A 17,916-nucleotide genomic window follows, 5' to 3' on the forward strand; every position below is an offset into this window, starting at 1 on the left:
TGCCGAAAGTGCCTGGGAGGGAGAGCAGACATGACCGTACTGGTCGGATACGTACCCACGCCCGAGGGTGAGGCCGCGCTACGCGCGGGAATCGACGAGGCACGCCTGCGCGGCGAGAAGATGCTCGTGGTGAACACCTCGCGGGGTGATGCCTATGTGGACCCGCGCTTCGCGCAGGAGCCCGAGCTCGCTCATGTCCGCGAGGACCTGGCCGCGCTGGAGATCGAGTTCGACATCCGCCAGGTGCTCGGCGGGGGCGACGCCGCCGAGGAGATCATCGAACTGGCGGAGCAGCCCGATGTGTCCCTGGTGGTGATCGGTCTCCGGCGGCGCAGCGCGGTCGGCAAGCTGATCATGGGCTCCCAGGCGCAGCAGATCCTGCTGGGGGCCGGCTGTCCGGTCCTCGCGGTGAAGGCGGCGCAGTAGATGATCCTGAGGACGTTCGGCTGGTCGTTCGCCATCACGGCGGCCGGCCTTGCCTTCGCCGCGTGGCAGTGGGGCTGGGAGGCCTTCGGGATCGTACTGATCCTGTCGGTCCTCGAGATCTCGCTGTCCTTCGACAACGCGGTCGTCAACGCCGGAATCCTGAAGAAGATGAATGCCTTCTGGCAGAGGATCTTCCTCACCATCGGCATCATGGTCGCGGTGTTCGGTATGCGGCTGCTCTTCCCGGTCGTGATCGTCGCCATCAGCGCCGAAGTGGGCCCCATCGAGGCGGTGCAGCTCGCCATCCAGGAGCCAGACCGATACGAGGACCTGGTCACCGACGCCCACCCGGCGATCGCGGCCTTCGGCGGCATGTTCCTGCTGATGATCTTCCTCGACTTCGTCTTCGAGGACCGTGACATCAAGTGGCTCGCCTGGCTGGAGCGCCCGCTCGCCAAGCTCGGCAGGATCGACATGCTGTCGGTGTGCATCGCGCTCATCGTTCTGCTCGTGACCGCGATGACCTTCGCCACCCACGCGCATGTCAGCACGGGCCATGCGGACAAGACGGCCACGGTACTGCTCTCCGGCGTCGCCGGTCTGATCACCTATCTGGTCGTGGGCGGCCTGTCCGGATACTTCGAGGACAAGCTCGAAGAAGAAGAGGAGCACGAACACGAGGAGGAGGAGAAGGCGCGAGCCGAGGGCAAGCCGGTTTCGGCGGTCGGTCTCGCCGGCAAGGCAGCGTTCTTCCTCTTCCTGTACCTCGAGGTCCTGGACGCGTCCTTCTCCTTCGACGGTGTGATCGGCGCCTTCGCCATCACCAACCACATCTTCTGGATGGCGCTCGGCCTCGGTATCGGAGCCATGTACGTCCGGTCGCTCACGGTCTACCTGGTCCGCCAGGGCACCCTGGACGACTACGTCTACCTGGAGCACGGTGCCCACTACGCCATCGGCGCCCTCGCCGCGATCCTGCTGATCACCATCCAGCACCAGATCAGCGAGATCATCACCGGTCTGGTCGGTGTCTTCCTGATCGCGGCATCCTTCCTCTCGTCCGTCCGCCGCAACAGGTCGCTCGAGACGTCCGAGGCGAAAGTCCTGACCTCGGACGAGAAGACCGAGGCCTCGTCCGGGGTGTGACCGGCCGGCGACCGCAGGTATGACGTAGCTATGACCGAAGGCACGACTGACGACATCCGCATCGCCGAAGACGGCGACGAGCCCGCCGTGAAGGCCGTGATCGACGCGGCGTTCCAGCCCTACATCGAGCGCATCGGGCTGGTACCCGTGCCGATGGAGGCGGATCACGCGGCGAACATCGCGGCGGGGCGGGTGTACGTCACCGGGGATCCGATCGTGGGCCTCCTGGTTCTGGAGGCCCACGAGGATCATCTGTACCTCGACATCATCGCCGTCCACCCGGACGCCCACGGGCAGGGCATCGGGCGACGGCTGCTCGCGTTCGTGGACGCACGCGCGCGTGCGCTCGGACTGGCCGAGGTCAGGCTCCTCACGAACGCGAAGATGTGGGAGAACCAAAAGCTCTATCCCAGATACGGGTACGAGCTCATGGAGCGTCGCGTGGAAGGGCCGTACGACCGGCTCCACTACCGCAAGCGGCTGGCGCCCTGACGGTTCTCATTGCTTCTCAGCGTTGGAGTCCTGGTGGTCGGGCGGGTCAGCCGTCCGGCCACCAGGTGCGTTGAATGTCCTTTCGGACTTCCGGGCGCTCGGCGGGGCGCGTGTCGGCCTCTTCCCGTACACGGCGGGAGTCCGACTTCTTGAGGGGCTTCTGCAAGGTCACGCGGCGCATGGCTGCCTCCTTGGGTCTACCGGTATCGCGGTTGTATGGGTAGACCGTTCCGGGGAGCGTGACTCATCGACGGCCCCCTGTCTGTGGCGGCGGTCACCCCGCGGCCCGTGGTGTCCGTGGCGGTCGTCACGTTCGGGCCCGGCGTTGTCAGTGGTGGGTGTCACTCTGAGCACATGACGAGCAACGGTGAGCGCGAGACATGGGCCGACGTCGACTGGGACGCCGAGTCCGCCACCTTCGACGAGGAGCCGGACCACGGACTGCGCGACCCCGCCATGCGCGAGGCATGGGCGGCTCGGCTGCGAGGCTGGCTGCCAGACAGCCCGTCCGACGTACTGGACCTGGGCTGCGGCACCGGCAGCCTGTCACTCCTCGCCTCCGAGCAGCGCCACCGGGTCACCGGCGTCGACCTCTCGCCCCGCATGGTCGACCTCGCCCGCGCCAAGCTGGCCGGCCGCGATGCCGTCTTCCTCGTCGGCGACGCGGCCGCTCCGCCGGTCGGCGAGCAGCGGTTCGACGTCGTGCTCGTACGTCATGTGCTGTGGGCGTTGCCCGATCCCGAGCGTGTCCTGCGGCACTGGCGCGGGTTGCTCCGACCCGGTGGACGGCTCGTCCTCATAGAGGGTGTGTGGGGGACGGTGAGCCCGGTCGGGATATCCGCCGACCGGCTGACCGGGTTGCTCGTGCCTCTGGTGCGGGACGTGCGTGTGGAGCGGCTGTCGGACGAGGCGCTGCTGTGGGGGCGGGAGGTGGAGGACGAGCGGTATGCGGTGGTGGCGGTGGTCTGAGCTGTGCGTTGTCGCTGGCGTCGGCTAAGCGAGGAGTGCCTCGAAGTCACCCTCACGGGCCAGGAGTTCCAGCTCGTCCAGGGCTGCCACGGCGGCGGACGCGGCCTCGGGGTCTGACTGCGTCAGGCCGCTCGCGGCGAACTCGTCCTCGTCCAGGCGCAGTACGGTCCTGCCGTCCGCGGAGCGCCAGAGGTCCAGGTCGAGGTCCTCTACGACCAGTTCGCCCTCGGAGACGGTGGCCGGGCGGGTGATGTCGGTGTACCAGCCTTTGAGGGTGCCTTTGGAGTCGCGGACCTCCTTCACGGCGTACCACCGGTCGCGCCAGTAGTACTCGGTGAAGATGTCGCCGGACTCGAACCGTACGAAGCCGAAGTCGCGGGCGACGTCGCCGGCCCACGGGGCGCGGACGGTGATCCGGGTGCCGTCGTCGGCGAGCAGTTCGGCGGGGTAACGGATCTTCGTACGGCCGCCCTTGACCAGGACGATGTCCAACCGGTGTGCGGCATCAGCCGAGTTCGCGGATATAGCGCACCTCCGTGGCGCAGATCTCGTAGCCGAACCATTTGTTGATCGCGAGCATCGGGCCGTTGCCGGTGTCGTTGCCCGTGAACGCCTCCGTGTAGCCGGCGGCTCGGGCGCGGTGCAGGGAGTCGTTCTTGGCGAGCTTGGCCAGGCCGCGGCCGCGGTGAGCACGGACCGTGCCCGTGATCACGGTGCCGTAGCGGGTGCCACCGTCGGTGCGCGCGGCGCTGAACGCGGCCGGGCGGCCGTCAACGAGCGCGATCGAGGTCAGCTCGTGGCTGAAGAGAGGGTGTTGCCAGGTCTCCTTCAACCACGCCTCGTAGTTCGTGAACTCGTAGTCGATGTCGCTCGGTTCGTCCCCGGACGCCTCCGCGTCCAGGTCGAACAGCGGGCGCGGGTCGTCCGCGAAGTCCGCGGCCTTGCGCAGTTCAACACCCGCGGGCGGCTCCTGGAGCGGTGGCAGCGTGCCGTCCGCCAGGTCCAGGCGGAGGAAGTGCGCGGAGCGGCCCGCGCGGTAACCGCGCTTCTCGGCGAAGGTGCGGTTGGCGGGCTTGTCCAGGACCCAGGAGAAGAGCTTCGTCGCGTTCAGGCCGGCGAGGCGTTCCTCGGCGGTCTTCACGAGCAGGGAGCCCGCGCCGTGGCCCTGGCGGTCCGGGTGCACGTACACGTTCAGGTAGCCCTGACCCGGCTGCGGGCTGTCGTGCGCGAAGCCGACCTGGGCCGTGCCGATGAGTTCACCGTCCCTCTCGGCGACCAGCGGCTGGAAGTGGGCGTCGGGATGCATATTCGCGACGTCGTAGGTGACGGACTCGGCGGTGGAGAGCATGAAGGGAAGCGCCAGGCGCCGGATACGGGCGAAGCCCTCGGCATCTCCGGCGCGGAAGTCGCGGACGATCACTGTCATGTCGTTGACGCTACGTGGGGGGTGTGGCTGGGTGCCTCTTATTTTCGTGGGGTGCGGGACAATCGGCTTGTGACGTTGAAGATCGACATCGATGACGGTGCGGGGGTTGCGCCCTACGAGCAGGTGCGCGCCCAGATTTCCGAGCAGGCGCGGGCTGGTGTGCTGCCGGTGGGATATCGGTTGCCGACCGTGCGAGGGCTGGCGGAGTCGCTGGGGCTGGCCGCCAACACGGTCGCCAAGGCGTACCGGACGCTGGAGAGCGACGGGGTGATCGAGACCCGAGGTCGCAACGGAACGTTTGTCGCGTCCGCGGGTTCGGCGGCTGAGCGTGAGGCGGCGTCCGCTGCTCGGGCTTATGCCGAACGGGTCCGCCGCCTCGGGCTCGCCGAGGGGGCGGCCCTCGATGCCGTTCGGGATGCGCTGCGTGCGGTTTATGGGGATCGGGGATAACTGGGGGTTCGTTGTGGCTGGTCACTCTCCCCCTCTCGGCTGCTCCCCCAGTGCCTTAAGGGCCTGGGGGACCCCCAGAGCGGGGGACCCCCATCGCGGCGGAGCCGCAAATCGATACAGCCCCGCGCCCCTGGGTGGTCGGTGGGTGGCCTACAGGTAGAGGCCCGCGTCCGCACCCTCCCGCGCCCCTGGCACCGATGTCGGTGACGTGCCCCGGCGCAGGGCGTACAGCTCGGCCAGCGTTGCCCCTTCGCGGCCGACGCCCTCCTCCGCGCCCAGCCAGTTCACCGACTCGCGGTGGGTCAGCGGGCCGACCTCGATACGGGCCAGGCAACGGCCGGGGCGGACGACGGCGGGGTGGAGGCGCTCCAGGTCCTCGTTCGTCGTCACGCCCACCAGGACGTTGCGGCCCTGGCCGAGCAGGCCGTCCGTGAGGTTGAGCAGGCGCGACAGCGCCTGACCCGCCGTGTGCTTGGCCTCGCCGCGGATCAGCTCGTCGCAGTCCTCCAGCAACAGCAGTCGCCAGCGGTCCTTGCCCGTGCTGTCCTCCTCGCCGATCGCGATGTCCATCAGATAGCCGACGTCGGAGAAGAGGCGCTCCGGGTCGAGCACGCAGTCGACCTGACACCAGTCGCGCCAGGAACGGGCCAGGGTGCGCAGCGCCGACGTCTTGCCCGTACCGGGCGGGCCGTGCAGCAGGAGCAGACGGCCCGCGATGTCCTCCGGGGTCGTCTTCATCAGCTGGTCCATCGCGTCCGCGACCGGAGCCGTGTAGTTCGGGCGGATCTCCTCCCACGTACCCGCCGAGATCTGCCGGGTCGTACGGTGCGGGCCGCGCCTCGGCGAGACGTACCAGAAGCCCATCGTCACGTTCTCCGGCTGCGGCTCGGGCTCGTCCTCCGCGCTGTCCGTGGCCTGGCCGAGCACCTTCGCGGCCAGTTCCTCGCTGGTCGCGGTGACCGTGACATCAGCACCGCGGTTCCAGCGCGAGATGAGCAGGGTCCAGCCGTCGCCCTCGGCGAGTGTGGAGCTGTGGTTGTCGTCGCGGGCGGATCGCAACACCGTGGCGCCCGGTGGCAACAGCGTCGCCCCGGACCGTACGCGGTCGATGTTCACCGCGTGCGAGTGCGGCTGCTCGCCCGTCGCGAAGCGGCCGAGGAACAGCGCGTCGACGACGTCCGACGGGGAGTCGCTGTCGTCGACGTTGAGCCGGATCGGCAGTGCGTCGTGTGGGTTCCCAGACATGCCGCCATGATCCGTCACGCGCGCGTCCCATGCACCCGGTTTCCCGGTTGGACCCCGAGTCGCCTGGTGTGCGCCGATCTCTCCCTGTATCCCCTCCGTCCTGTTACGGGACTGTGCACTCGAACCCATCCCAACCGCCCACCCCCGCCACTACTGTTGTCCTTGATGGGACGTCATGGGTGGAATTCGGGGGCACGGCGGTGGCGGCTCACCGCGCTGCTCGGCGTGGGCGCGGCGGCACTGGCCCTGGCACTGACCTTGATCAACACGCTGCCGGGGGACGGTGGAAGCGCCGCCGGTACGACCCGTGACGGCGACAAGGTGCACGGCACGCCCGCCGTTCCTCCCGGGGAGGCGGGACCGGACGTCGGCTGGGGCTTCACCCACACGCAGTTCAGTGCCGACGAGGGCAGCGGCGCCGCCACGCGGCGGGTGGCGGAGCGCCTCGGTGAGCAGCCGCTGCCGCAGATCCAGCACATCATGGGCTGGGGTGCGGACAATCCCGAGCCGGTCAAGGGGCGTTACGACTTCGAGGACATGGACCGGCGTATCGACTTCGTCCGGGAGTCGGGCGGCACCCCGGTGGTCACCCTGTGCTGCGCCCCGGACTGGATGAAGGGCGGCAAGTCCGGGACGGACAACACCAATTGGAGCCAGGAGGCCCTGGAGACCGCCCCGCGGCCCGAGCACTTCGACGACTACGCCGCGCTCGCCGCGACCGTCGCCAAGCGCTATCCGGACGTACGCCACTTCATCGTCTGGAACGAGTTCAAGGGCTTCTGGAACGACGCCGAGGCCCGCTGGGACTACGAGGGCTACACCGAGCTCTACAACCTGGTCCACAAGGCGCTCAAGGACGTCAACGAGGACATTCAGGTCGGCGGCCCTTACCTGGTGATGGACAGCCTCGACCCGCGTCAGAAGGAAGACGCCTCGACGACGGTGAAGGGGGCGTGGGGCGCCATGGACCAACGTGTCCTCGACGCCTTCGACTACTGGAACAAGAACAAGGCGGGCGCGGACTTTGTCGTCGTGGACGGCTCCAGCTACACCAAGGACGACGAGCTGCTGCCCGACGAGTTCGCCGCCACCGACAAGTTCACGGTCGTCAGCCGCTGGGTGCGCGAGCGGACCGGCGATCTGCCGCTGTGGTGGGCCGAGTACTACGTCGAGCCGTCCGACGCCGATGACGAGCGGGACGACTGGTCCGAGGCCCACCGCGGCGCGGTCCAGGCCTCCGGAATGATCGCGATGGCCCGCGGCGGCACCACCTCCGCCTTCTACTGGAACCCCGAGAAGGAGAAGGGCGCCGACTGCGCCGGCTGCCTGTGGACACCCACCGACAGCGCCGACGGCGGCAAGGCCCTGCCGATGCTCGACCTCGTCTCCCGCTTCAACAGGGAGTTCCCACCGGGCACGGAGTACGAGCAGGTGTCCGTCGCCGCCGGCAGTGCGCCGGACGTACGGGTCCTCGCCGACGACAAGGCGGTCCTCGTCGTGAACACCCAGGACCGGAAGATCAGTACCGAGGTCGACGGCGAGAGGTTCGACATGGGTGCGTACGAGGTGAAGTGGCTGACCCGGTAAGCCACTTCACGCCCGTCTCCTACGCCTACGCCATCGTCAAGAACCGCTGCACCAGTGAAGCCAGCAGCACCGCCAGCAGCGGCAGGGAGAACCAGAAGCTGCTCTGCAGCCACTGCAGCTGCCGCACGCTCGGCCGGACGGCCACCCGTACCACCTCGCGCGTCGTCAGCAGCACGATCAGTGCGATCGCCGCAAGCCCGCCCACGACCGACCAGGGTGTCCAGGTGACCTGAGGACCGATCGGCCCGGGATCGGCCTTCGGGACGCTGCTCTCCGGCTGCTCGCGCATCGCGTACACGGTCGCGTCCTTGTTGACGAAGACCTTCCGCAGTTCCTCGCGTTCGTCGAGGTTGCGGATGAGCCGGGTGTCCCAGCTCGCCGAGTAGCCCACGTCCATCTGGAGCGAGATCACCTGGCTGCGGTTGATCATGAGGTACGAGTTCGGGCCCGCGTCCTTGAGCGACTTGACCAGGCCGGACACCAGTACCGGATCGGGCGGTGCGAGCGTCGGTACGTACTCCACCCGCTCCATGTCCTTCGAGCCCCAGGGCATCGCGGGCGTCACGGTGTTGACCGGGTCGTCGCTCAGCCACAGCAGCCGCGCGGTCGGCTTGTCGTGCTCGTACACGTACTCCATGGCCGCGATCTCGCCCGGCCGGACCCGCTCGAAGGGCTCGTTGCCCCAGCGGGCCACCAGGAAGCCGCCGACCAGGACGAGGCCCGCCATCAGGGCGGCGAGGGGGGCGAGGCTGAACTGGTCGCGCTCGCGTTCCTTCGCGGTGACCCCGGTGCGCGGGAAGAGGGCGAGTGCGGCGAGCAGGGCCGCGCCCGGCAGGGCGAACATGAAGACGCGCAGGGCCATTTCGCCGCCGTACGACTGCATGCCGAAGCCGAGGAACGGTACGAAGGTGAGGACGAGCAGGGAGCGTTCGCGGTACTTGTGGTCGCGGCGCCGCCACCAGCCCCAGCAGGCGAGCGCCATCACCGAGCCGGCGAGCGCCACGCGCGCGTACAGCACGAGTTGGTGGGTCGAACTGCCGCCCTCGATACGGCCGGAGACCGACGACGACACGTTGCCGCCGACGCCGCCGAGCCCGCCGAACAGTTCGTCGAAGTGTCCCCGCCAGTACGGCTCGGCGAGGAAGCCCACCCAGACGGCGACCATCACGGCGAACAGGATGGGCAGTCCGCGCAGTTCGGAGCGGCCCACCAGGACGAGGACGGCGAGGACGCCCAGCATCACGAACGGGGTGAGCTGGTGGGAGGGGACCGTCGCCGCGAACAGGCCGATCAACACCATGAGCAGCACGGCCCGTTGGCGCCGGTCGGCCGGCTCGACCTCCAGCTCGCCGGGCCGCCGCGTGGTCCACAGCACGCGCGGCGCCCGGAACCAGACGAGCAGGATCGCCACGAAGACGATGTAGAGCAGGTATGTGAAGCCCTGCGGGGAGAAGTAGTCCTGGCCGACCCAGCCGCTGAGCACGAAGATCCATACGCCGGTCCACTTGGCGCGCCAGCTCGCCCGCATATGGCGTACGAGGAGGAACATCGGGGCCAGGTAGAGGAGCTGCATGGCCGTCGGCCACCAGCGGATGACCTCGGTGAGGTCGTCGACGCCGCAGGCCTGCGCGACGAACGCGGCGGCCGCGAAGAAGCCCGGCCAGCTCCAGCGCGCGTCCAGGTCGGGCACGGCCGAGCCGGTCCGGTCGATGTACTCCAGGAATCCGAGGTGCTGCCAGGCCGTCGCGAACCGCGGCTCCGTCTCGATCACCGCGGGCAGTGCGTGCAGCGACACCACGGTGGCCAGCAGGGTGACCAGGAGCAGCCCTCGGTGCTCGCGGTTTCGCCAGAGCAGCGAGGCGAACACCGTGACCAGCAGGGCGGCACCGGCCAGCGTGGGCACGGGCAGGACGGAGACCAGGCCGAGCCCGCCCATCCGGTCGAGATCCCGCTCGCCGAGGCCGAACACGGGCACCCAGTACAGGATGAGCGCGGCGGTCAGCAGACAGCCGAGGACGACGCCTACGCGGGTGGGGCGCAGCCGCTCCCACGGGGACGGGGAGGACGGGGCGGGGGAAGGGGCCGGTGGCGGTTCGGGCGGCGTACCGGTCCCGCGTTCCCGGAGTACGAGCGCGGAGGAGCCGGAGGACGGTGCCTCGGCCCCCGACGTGACCTCGGGCTTGGCTTCCGCCTCGGCCTCGGGCTTTGCCTCGGACGTGGCTTCGGATTTGGCCTCTGCGGCCTCTGCGGCCTCTGCGGCCTCCGCTCCGGCTTCGGGTTTCACTTCGGCCGGTCCCAGAGAGGCCTCGCTGCCCGGTTCTCGTTCCTCGACGGGCAGGCCCAACTCGGAGCGCGGCGCGGGGAGTTGGAGGGGTGCCTTGAGCGCCCAGGTGGGCCGATGGTCCTCCGGTTCATGGTCCTGCCCGTGCTCCGGCCGTTGGTCCGGTGGGACGGGCCACTTCACCGCCGTCCCGGTGGGCGGCGTCCCCGGCCCGGGGCGTACGTCCGGCCGCCGCTCCTGGTGGTCGAAGTCGAGGTGCACACCGAGCGCCAGGGTGTCCTGGTCGAGCCGCTGTGCCCAGGCCGGGCCGCGGCCCTTCTTCGGCTCGCCCGAGTTCGGCGCGGGGACCTCGCGGGCGCCCAGGTCCGCCAGGTCGCCGTCGGGTGCCGCGTCCTCGGGCACCTCGGCGGGCGCGGTCCTGATGACCCGGTACAGCCTGGGAGAGGCGATCGCCACGATCACCGCGAGGGCGGCGACCTCCGCGACGCCCGCACCGGTCAGGCCCATGGTCGGAAGCAGGATCACCGTGAGGCCGAGCACCAGCACGCACAACAGGCCCTGCAGCCACGCGAGTCCGGCGGTCCGGCTCTGCGCGCGCAGCACCGCGAAGTACGTCTCCATCACGACCCGCAGCACCCCGCCGACCGCGAACCAGCGCAGCAACGGGGTCGCCGCGTCCGCGTACCCCTGGCCGAACACGCCCAGGACGAACGGCGCCCCGAAGAACAGCACTCCGCCCACCGGCAGCATGATCCGCGCCATCCGGATCAGCGCGGCCCGGGTGTTCGCGGCGAGCCGCGCCGGGTCGTGCGAGCCCTCGACGGTGAGCGAGGCGCCCATGTTGATGGCGAGCAGATTGACGGTGCCGCCGATGGTGATCGCGATGTAGAAGTACGCGTTGTCGGCGGAGCTGACCTGCGCGGCGACGATCACCGGAACGAGATAGACCACGGCGAGCGAGAACAGCGAGCCGGTGTAGTCGCCCGCGAGGAAGCGGCCGATCTCCTTCAGCGTCGGCGGCTCGGCGTGCTCCTCGGTCGCCTTCACATGCCGGGGCACCAGCCGCCGGAACACCAGCCAGCCCAGCGGCAGCACGGACACCGCGATGGCCGCGACCCAGGACACGAACACGCCCATGGTGGGGATCGCGGCGGCGAACAGCACCAGCAGCACCAGCTTGACCGCCGAGAACACCGTGTTGCCCACCGGCACCCACACCGCGCTGCGCAGCCCCGTCAGCACCCCGTCCTGGAGGGTGAGCAGCGACCAGGCGACCACCGCCAGCACGAAAACCAGCGCGTGCAGGGGATCGTGCAGGAAGCGGTAGGACGGCCCCCACAGGCCCAGCGTCAGCAGGAACAGGCCTGCCGCCAGCGCCACGACCAGTGAACTTCCCGCGTACGTACGGAAGATCAGGCGGCCGGTGCCACGTCCCGCGACCGGTATGAACCGGGCGAGGGCGCCCGTCAGCGTCACCGCCGTCAGTCCCGCGAGGAGCTTCATCGCGGCGATCGCGGCGGAGCCCTGGCCGACCGCGTCCTCGGTGTAGTAGCGGGCGGCGGCCAGCCAGTAGCCGAGGCCGAGGACGGCGGAGATCCCGGTGTTGAGCATCAGGGCATAAGCGTTCCGGAACAGCGGGCTGCCTCCGGACCCCTTGGAACCCCTGCTCAGTCCGGGCAGCCGCAGCCGCAGTCGGCGGCCGGACTGCTTCTCGGGCGCCTCGGTCGTGGGTGTGTCGGGCTGGGCTGTGGTCGTGTCAGACACGGGTACGGATGGCCTTCCGGCGGATCTGGCGTGCTCTGCGGACCATGGCGTATCCCTTGGTGAGGGCATGGTCCTTGGCGAAGGTGCGGGTGATGGCCTGGCCTTCGACCAGCCGCTCGAACTCCTCGACGCGGGTGGAGCGGCGCACGGTGACGCGTTGCAGAGCGTACGGGCCCTGGCGGCGGTTCGACAGGCGGTTGCCGACCGCGAGGGACTGGGCGAAGCCCGCCTCGCGCACCGTGCGGCGCACCCGGCGGCTGGAGTAGCCGTAGGGGTACGCGAACGAGGCGGGGCGGGTGCCGAGTTCGTCGGCGATGATCTCCTTGCAGCGCAGCACCTCGAACCACAGTGCCTCGTCCGTGAGCTGGTCGAGCTGTGGATGCGTATGGCTGTGGCCGCCGATCTCGACGTCCGCGCCCGCGAGTTCGCGCACCTGGTCCCAGTCGAGCATCGTGTCCAGAGCGCCCCCGGTGTCGTACGAGCCGCGCAGCCAGCCCGTCGAGACGAACAGCGTGGCCGCGAACCCGTGCTTGGCGAGCACGGGCAACGCATGCCGGTGTACGCCTTCGTATCCGTCGTCGAAGGTGACGAGGACGGGGCGCCCGGGCAGCGGGCTTCCGGAGCGCCAACTGTCCGCCAGCTGGGCGGTGTTGACCGGCGTGAACCCGCGATCGTCCAGCAGAGCCATCTGCTCGGCGAACGCCTCGGGCGCGACGGACAGGGCACGAGTCGCCTCGTTGGGCACAGTGGAGACGGCGTGGTACATGAGGATGGGCACGGGGTTGTTCATGAGGAACCACCTCCGACCGCGCCGCCGTGCCCGGCGCAGGGCGTCGCCGCGCCCCACGCTGTCATCAGCAAGCGTCCCCTTCTCATGCTGCCGCCCCCTCGCGCCCGGGACCTTCCGCTATCTCGACCACCGAGAAAGTAGCGCCACCCCTGCGTGCCCGAACGCTCCCGAGTACGTACCCTCCCGCCGCCGTCACCACTCCGGCGACGATGGCGCCGGCCCGGCCCGCGCCGCCGGGGCGGGCGAGGAGGGCATCGCGCAGGCCACGGGCGACCCCGGCGGGGAGGACGCGAGTGGTGTAGCGGCGCTCGGACTCCAGGCCCTTGTCGGCGCCGACGCTTCGGGCGACCAGGGCCTTCGAGAGACCTTCGGCGTACGTACGGGTGCGGAAGTAGGCGAAGTGTTCGCGCACCTCGGGCACCCGGTGGTGGATCACCGCGCGGTCGTCGATCAGCAGGATCGCGTCCGGCTGGGCGCGGGTGAGGCGGATGCACAGCTCCGTCTCCTCGCAGCCCAGCGGCCGCTTGTCGCCGTCACGCCCGATACCGGTCGCGAAGCCGCCCGCCACGTCGAAGGCGCTGCGGCGGAACGAGGCGTTGCCGCCCAGCACGTTCCGCACCTGTACGCGCCCCGGCGGCAGCCCCTTGTACGTACAGCCGACGACCCAGTCGAACTCCTCCGGGAACCAGGCAGGCCGCCGGCCCGACGCCCAGATCGGAAAGGTCCGCCCGCCGACGGCCATCACCCGCGGATCCGTGTACGCCTCGGCGAAGTGATGAAGCCAGTCGCGCTCGGCGACGGCGTCGTCGTCGAGGAACGCGATGACCTCGCCGCGGGAGGCCGCGATGCCGGTGTTGCGGCCCGCGGACAGGCCGCGGGGGCCCGCGTTGGCGAGCACCCGCACCTGACGCGTCTCCTTGTACTCCTTCGAAAGCCGGTCCAGGAGTGTCTGGTTGTGATCCACGACCAGCAGCGTCTCCAGGGCGGGCCGGGACTGCGCCCGCACCGAGGAGACCGCCGCGAGGATGTCCTCCCAGCGGTCCTCGGTGTAGACGCAGATCACCACCGAGATGTCGATCGTGCTCAAGACACCTCTCCTCGCGTGGAGCTGAGCGCGACCGCGTGCGCACGGCGCAGCGAACGCCGGTTGGAGCGCTCCTTGAGGATCACCTTGAGCACCCGCAGCCCGTCCCGTACGGCCCGCAGATTGCTCGCGCCATGGATCCGCAGATACTCGTGGCTCGGGATCTCCTGCACCTTCAGCCCGGCCTTGACCACCCGGATGTTCATCAGGGTCTCCACCTCGAAGCCGGTGCAGTCGAGGTCGATCTTGTCGAGGCAGTGCCGCCAGAACGCGTTGTAGCCGTAGCAGAGGTCGGTGTAGCGGGCGCCGAACTTGCGGTTGACGACCGTGCACAGCGCCCAGTTGCCCAGCTTGCGGATGGGCGTCATGTCGTCCGTGCCGCCGCCGTTGGCGAACCGCGAACCCTTCGCGAAGTCCGCCCCGGAGACCAGCGCGGAGACATACGACACGATCTCGTTGCCGTCCGCCGAGCCGTCCGCGTCGACCATCACGATGATGTCGCCGGTGCAGGCCGCGAAGCCGGTTATCAGGGCATCTCCCTTGCCCTTTCCGATCTGCTTCACCACCTTGACGTCCGGCCACAGTTCGCGGGCCACTTCGACGGTGTTGTCGGTGGAATTCCCGTCGACGAGAACCACTTCGTGGATCCACGCCGGCAGTGTCTTGAACACGTAGGGAAGATTCTCCGCCTCGTTCATGGCGGGAATCACCACACTCACCGGAGGCGTGATCGCCAGGTGAGAAGAGATGGGCCGGTACTGACCGGCCGTGGACGGTTCCTGTCCCGAAACAGCCGGGTGCAGAAAAGAACTCATGAGTCTGATCCCTCTCGTCCGGTGGACCGCCCGCCCCTGGGCGGTCCGGCTCTTTGTCCGGTTCGAAAAGGGGGTTCTCACTTACGGCATGCCGAAATGTATCTCCGTACATGTCGGGTGAGCTGGCAAAGCTGGCCGGCCGGATAAGCCGGTCGCGCGGCACGCACCCCGGAACCACTTGTGGACGGAGCCACTTGTGGACACCGGGCACGGCACCCCCCTACCGCGCCACGCACCGGAAACCATCGCGGTCCTTGAGCCCTCCCCTAGAGCCGCGAGTGATGGACCGGTGCGGGATGAAGACGTATGACGTTATTGACGATTGTGACGTTGTGGCAAGACCTGGAACGAGACCTCACATTTTCTTTGGTTTGGTCGTTACCCGGCTCCCCGAACGGATTTGTCCCATCCGCTTGAGGAGTTTGTCGGCCGGCTCGAACAACTCCGGCCGCGCCAGCACCGCATTCCGCAGCGCCCGGACCGGAGCGCGTCGCGCCCGGTGTCCGAGCGCCACCGGATGGCGGCGCGTCACCAGCCCTTCGGACACGAGGATTTCGCGTGTCTTCAGGGAGTCCTTGTATTCCTTCTGCCCCCGGCCCAGATCCAGATAGGCGATACCGTCGGCGGCTGCCGCCTCGGCCATCCGCAGATGCAGGACAAGCCCGGGGGAGTATTTGGAGAATGCCGGATCGTACGCGGGGAACCAGCACGCCAGTACGCGTTCGGAACGCAGCCCGAAGTGCGCGGCGATCGGCTTGTCGTCCGCGTAGAGCACCGACAGGATCCCGGCGAACGACTCGGAGCGGCTGTGGAACAGCTGCCACACCAGCCGGGTGATCCAGTCGTGCGCGAAGCGGTCGCTGCGTCCGGTCCTGCGGTACTGCGCCGACTTCCACGCCATCAGCGTGCGCAGCGCCTTGGGGTCGCGCTCGTCGTGCACATAGCGCACCTCACCGTGGTCCCGGCCGAGCTTGCGCTCCTTGGCGAGCGTCGACTTCGTGAACTTCGGTGACTGGGCGCGCAGTTGGCTCAGATACGCCTCGTACCCCTGGTCGACGTCCATGACCGGGGACGGGAAGCTGCCGGTGGCCGCCGCCTCGAACGGCGTCTGGCCCTCGGCCAGATGATCGAACTCCCACACCGCGAGCCCACAGGACCGCAGCAACTCCCGCGCGTCCCAGTCGAAGCCGGGCCGGTGCACCACGCCCTGGCAGTCCGAGACGCCGAGCCCTATCGCCCGGCCGATGCCACTCGCGCCGCGCTGGAACGGGAAGAAGGCCGCGGGCTCCCCGCCCTCCCGGACGACCGCTATCCGTACGCCCCGCCGGCAACGTCCTACCGCGAGCGCGAACTCCGGTGACAGGAACGGGTTCGCCAGTTCGGGCGAGCCGTTGAGGTGGGCCTTCGACTGCAGAGCCGACCACGCCACCCGGTCGGCGGCGCTCAGTTCGCCGGGGCGGTACACGCTGATGTCCACGTCAGGAAGCCCGTCTTCTCACCGTACGGCCGCGCAACCGCCGTACCACGACCAGCAGAAGCATGAGTGAGCTGAGCGCGGCAACGACCGTGATTCCGCCCCGGACCGACCACTGGTGGACCGCGAGCATGCCCTGGGCGACCAGGATGTTGACCGCTACCGCTGCGGACAAAGACGCCACGATGCGGCCGAACGGTTCCAGTCCGCGCAAATTGGCGGCAACTGCGGTCCCGGGCGCGGCCAGCAGGAAGAACAGCGTGAACGGCGCACGCAGCGGTGAGTCGATGTCGACGAGTGCCAGCACCGCACCGACCCCCGCGATCGCCGCGGCGGCCCCCGCGAGCAGTGGCAACAGGTCCCTCCCCGGATCCTGTTGCGATGGCCCGTCTCTGCCTGTGGAAGATGCGCCTGGTGAAGTTGAGCCTGATGAAGATGACTTGGTACGCATGGTCTGCATTGGCGTCTTTGCCCCCCGAAGCGCCGGATGCCGGGCTTCAATGTCGCTCAGCGGGCAGGGGAACGTCAAGATGCGGAAGCGCCAAGTACGAGTTCCCCGGAGGAAGGAATCCTCCGGGGAACTCGCGATCATCTTGGGCGAGTTGGGGCTACGGGACGAGCTTCAGCAGCTTGTTGGGGGAGCCGCTGCCGGGGCTGGTGACCACGTTCGAGGTCGCGCCGGCCACCAGGGCCGAGGCCACCGCTGCGGGCGAGGCCGAGGTGTGGTTCGCCAGGTAGACCGCCGCGGCGCCCGCGACGTGTGGGGTCGCCATGGACGTACCGGAGATGGTGTTGGTGGCGGTGTCGCTGGTGTGCCAACCCGCGGTGATCGAGACGCCCGGCGCGAAGATGTCCAGCACGGAGCCGAAGTTGGAGAAGCTGGCCTTGGCGTCCGTGTTGCTGGTGGCGCCCACCGTGATTGCTGAGGCGACGCGGGCGGGGGAGTACGAGGAGGCGTTGGCACCGGAGTTGCCGGCCGCGACCGCGTAGGTCACGCCGCTCGCGATGGAGTTCGCGACGGCAGTGTCCAGGGCGGTGGAGGCGCCGCCGCCGAGCGACATGTTGGCGACCGACGGGCCGCTGGCGTTCTCGGTGACCCACTCGATGCCGGCGACGACGCCCGCGGTGGTGCCGGAACCGGCGTTGTTGAGCACGCGCACCCCCACGATGTCCGCCTGCTTGGCGACGCCGTAGGTGGAGCCCGCGATGGTTGTGGCCACATGTGTGCCGTGACCGTTGCCGTCCTGCGCGGTCGTGTCGCCGTCCACGGCGTCGTAACCGTCCGCGGCCCGCCCGCTGATCTCGCCGTGCGTGATCCGTACGCCGGTGTCGATGACGTACACGGTCACACCGCTGCCCGCCGAGTCCGGGTAGGTGTACGTGGTCGACAGCGGCAGCGCGGACTGGTCGATGCGGTCCAGGCCCCAGGGGGCGTTGGACTGCGTGGTGTCGGCGAGTTGCACCCGCTGGTTCTGCTCGACCGAGGCCACGGACGGATCGGCGGCGAGTCTCTTGGCCTCGGTCGCCGTGAGCGTCGCCGTGTAGCCGTTGAGCGCGGTGTCGAAGGTCTTCTTCACCGTGCCGCCGTACTCGTTGATCAGTCCCTTGCCCTGAGTGGAAGCGGCCTTGAAGCCCGCGCTCTTCTTCAGCGTGACGATGTAGCTGCCCTTGATCGCGGTGGGGGAGTCCGCCGCGAGTACCCGGCCCTGGGCCGGGGCGGCCTGAGCGGGCAGAGCGGTGACCGCTGCCAGCAGGGCGGCGGTGGCGACGGTCGTGGTCGCGGCGATCCGGATCTTCTTGCTGCGCAGTTGTGCCATTACGAGGGAGTCCTCCTCTAGGCAGCGCGCGCCAGGGTGGGGGCGCACGTCTGTGGGGGGTGCGCGCGTGATCGCGCGCACAACCAGGAGCGTTGCGTTCCGCTACCGGCTGAGACACCAGCGTGATCCGAACCGCCGTGCAGCTCAAGG

Annotated in this window: 17 protein-coding genes; 6 read left to right on the forward strand and 11 right to left on the reverse strand. The window is 69.2% G+C overall.

Features of this window, described 5'->3' with window-relative positions; all coding sequences use genetic code 11:
* The first annotated feature begins 30 nt into the window (after positions 1-30).
* From OP79_RS28220 to OP79_RS28230, 3 genes are read left to right on the forward strand one after another with little or no spacing between them, the layout of a single operon-like run.
* Positions 31-426 (forward strand): universal stress protein, encoded by a 396-nt coding sequence (locus OP79_RS28220; RefSeq protein WP_033324080.1) that lies wholly within the window; start codon positions 31-33, stop codon positions 424-426.
* Positions 427-1,572 carry a DUF475 domain-containing protein gene (locus OP79_RS28225; RefSeq protein ID WP_033324082.1) on the forward strand — a complete coding sequence of 382 codons (1,146 nt, stop codon included), beginning with the start codon at positions 427-429 and terminating at the stop codon, positions 1,570-1,572.
* A 30-nt stretch (positions 1,573-1,602) separates the two neighbouring features.
* Positions 1,603-2,064: a GNAT family N-acetyltransferase gene (locus OP79_RS28230; protein ID WP_033324083.1), complete on the forward strand. Its 462-nt coding sequence runs from the start codon at positions 1,603-1,605 to the stop codon at positions 2,062-2,064.
* Between the two features lie 46 nt (positions 2,065-2,110).
* Here OP79_RS28230 and OP79_RS58090 read toward each other — a convergent pair whose 3' ends face one another.
* Complete coding sequence (locus tag OP79_RS58090) at positions 2,111-2,245, reverse strand: hypothetical protein (RefSeq protein WP_106972494.1); 135 nt, start codon at positions 2,243-2,245, stop codon at positions 2,111-2,113.
* Between the two features lie 173 nt (positions 2,246-2,418).
* Between OP79_RS58090 and OP79_RS28235 the strand changes: the two genes are divergently transcribed.
* On the forward strand, positions 2,419-3,033 hold the full coding sequence (locus OP79_RS28235; protein WP_033324085.1) for a class I SAM-dependent methyltransferase: 615 nt from the start codon (positions 2,419-2,421) through the stop codon (positions 3,031-3,033).
* Between the two features lie 24 nt (positions 3,034-3,057).
* On the opposite strand, the gene OP79_RS28240 is transcribed toward OP79_RS28235, so the two are convergent.
* Positions 3,058-3,558, reverse strand: coding sequence for a ribonuclease FAU-1 family protein (locus tag OP79_RS28240; protein ID WP_033324127.1), 501 nt, complete (start codon positions 3,556-3,558; stop codon positions 3,058-3,060).
* Complete coding sequence (locus tag OP79_RS28245) at positions 3,539-4,459, reverse strand: GNAT family N-acetyltransferase (protein WP_033324087.1); 921 nt, start codon at positions 4,457-4,459, stop codon at positions 3,539-3,541. The genes OP79_RS28240 and OP79_RS28245 overlap by 20 nt, the downstream gene beginning before the upstream one ends.
* A gap of 69 nt (positions 4,460-4,528) precedes the next feature.
* Here OP79_RS28245 and OP79_RS28250 point away from each other — a divergent pair, with 69 nt between their 5' ends.
* Positions 4,529-4,909: a GntR family transcriptional regulator gene (locus OP79_RS28250; RefSeq protein WP_033324089.1), complete on the forward strand. Its 381-nt coding sequence runs from the start codon at positions 4,529-4,531 to the stop codon at positions 4,907-4,909.
* 150 nt (positions 4,910-5,059) lie between these two features.
* Here the strand turns inward: OP79_RS28250 and OP79_RS28255 are convergent, their stop codons facing one another.
* Complete coding sequence (locus OP79_RS28255) at positions 5,060-6,154, reverse strand: DUF5925 domain-containing protein (RefSeq protein ID WP_033324090.1); 1,095 nt, start codon at positions 6,152-6,154, stop codon at positions 5,060-5,062.
* Between the two features lie 165 nt (positions 6,155-6,319).
* On the opposite strand from OP79_RS28255, the gene OP79_RS28260 reads away from it, so the two are divergent.
* The gene (locus OP79_RS28260) at positions 6,320-7,741 is read left to right on the forward strand and encodes a GH39 family glycosyl hydrolase (protein ID WP_033324092.1); all 1,422 of its coding nucleotides are present in this window, start codon (positions 6,320-6,322) and stop codon (positions 7,739-7,741) included.
* A gap of 25 nt (positions 7,742-7,766) precedes the next feature.
* Here the strand turns inward: OP79_RS28260 and OP79_RS28265 are convergent, their stop codons facing one another.
* The 7 genes from OP79_RS28265 to OP79_RS28295 form a co-directional block, all read right to left on the reverse strand.
* A complete protein-coding gene (locus OP79_RS28265) occupies positions 7,767-11,786 on the reverse strand; it encodes a lipopolysaccharide biosynthesis protein (RefSeq protein WP_033324095.1) in 4,020 nt (1,339 codons plus the stop codon).
* The gene (locus OP79_RS28270; RefSeq protein WP_211270878.1) at positions 11,779-12,576 is read right to left on the reverse strand and encodes a polysaccharide deacetylase family protein; all 798 of its coding nucleotides are present in this window, start codon (positions 12,574-12,576) and stop codon (positions 11,779-11,781) included. Before OP79_RS28270 ends, OP79_RS28265 begins: the two co-directional genes overlap by 8 nt.
* A gap of 82 nt (positions 12,577-12,658) precedes the next feature.
* Positions 12,659-13,663 carry a glycosyltransferase family 2 protein gene (locus tag OP79_RS28275; protein ID WP_033324096.1) on the reverse strand — a complete coding sequence of 335 codons (1,005 nt, stop codon included), beginning with the start codon at positions 13,661-13,663 and terminating at the stop codon, positions 12,659-12,661.
* Complete coding sequence (locus tag OP79_RS28280) at positions 13,660-14,475, reverse strand: glycosyltransferase family 2 protein (protein ID WP_033324098.1); 816 nt, start codon at positions 14,473-14,475, stop codon at positions 13,660-13,662. The genes OP79_RS28275 and OP79_RS28280 overlap by 4 nt, the downstream gene beginning before the upstream one ends.
* A gap of 355 nt (positions 14,476-14,830) precedes the next feature.
* A complete protein-coding gene (locus OP79_RS28285; protein ID WP_033324100.1) occupies positions 14,831-15,952 on the reverse strand; it encodes a GNAT family N-acetyltransferase in 1,122 nt (373 codons plus the stop codon).
* Position 15,953: 1 nt separating this feature from the next.
* On the reverse strand, positions 15,954-16,304 hold the full coding sequence (locus OP79_RS28290; RefSeq protein ID WP_245685470.1) for a hypothetical protein: 351 nt from the start codon (positions 16,302-16,304) through the stop codon (positions 15,954-15,956).
* Positions 16,305-16,557: 253 nt separating this feature from the next.
* Complete coding sequence (locus tag OP79_RS28295; protein ID WP_033324102.1) at positions 16,558-17,766, reverse strand: S8 family peptidase; 1,209 nt, start codon at positions 17,764-17,766, stop codon at positions 16,558-16,560.
* Positions 17,767-17,916 lie beyond the last annotated feature (150 nt).

The sequence above is a fragment of the Streptomyces yerevanensis genome (genome assembly GCF_000716805.1).
Lineage (GTDB): Bacteria > Actinomycetota > Actinomycetes > Streptomycetales > Streptomycetaceae > Streptomyces > Streptomyces flaveus.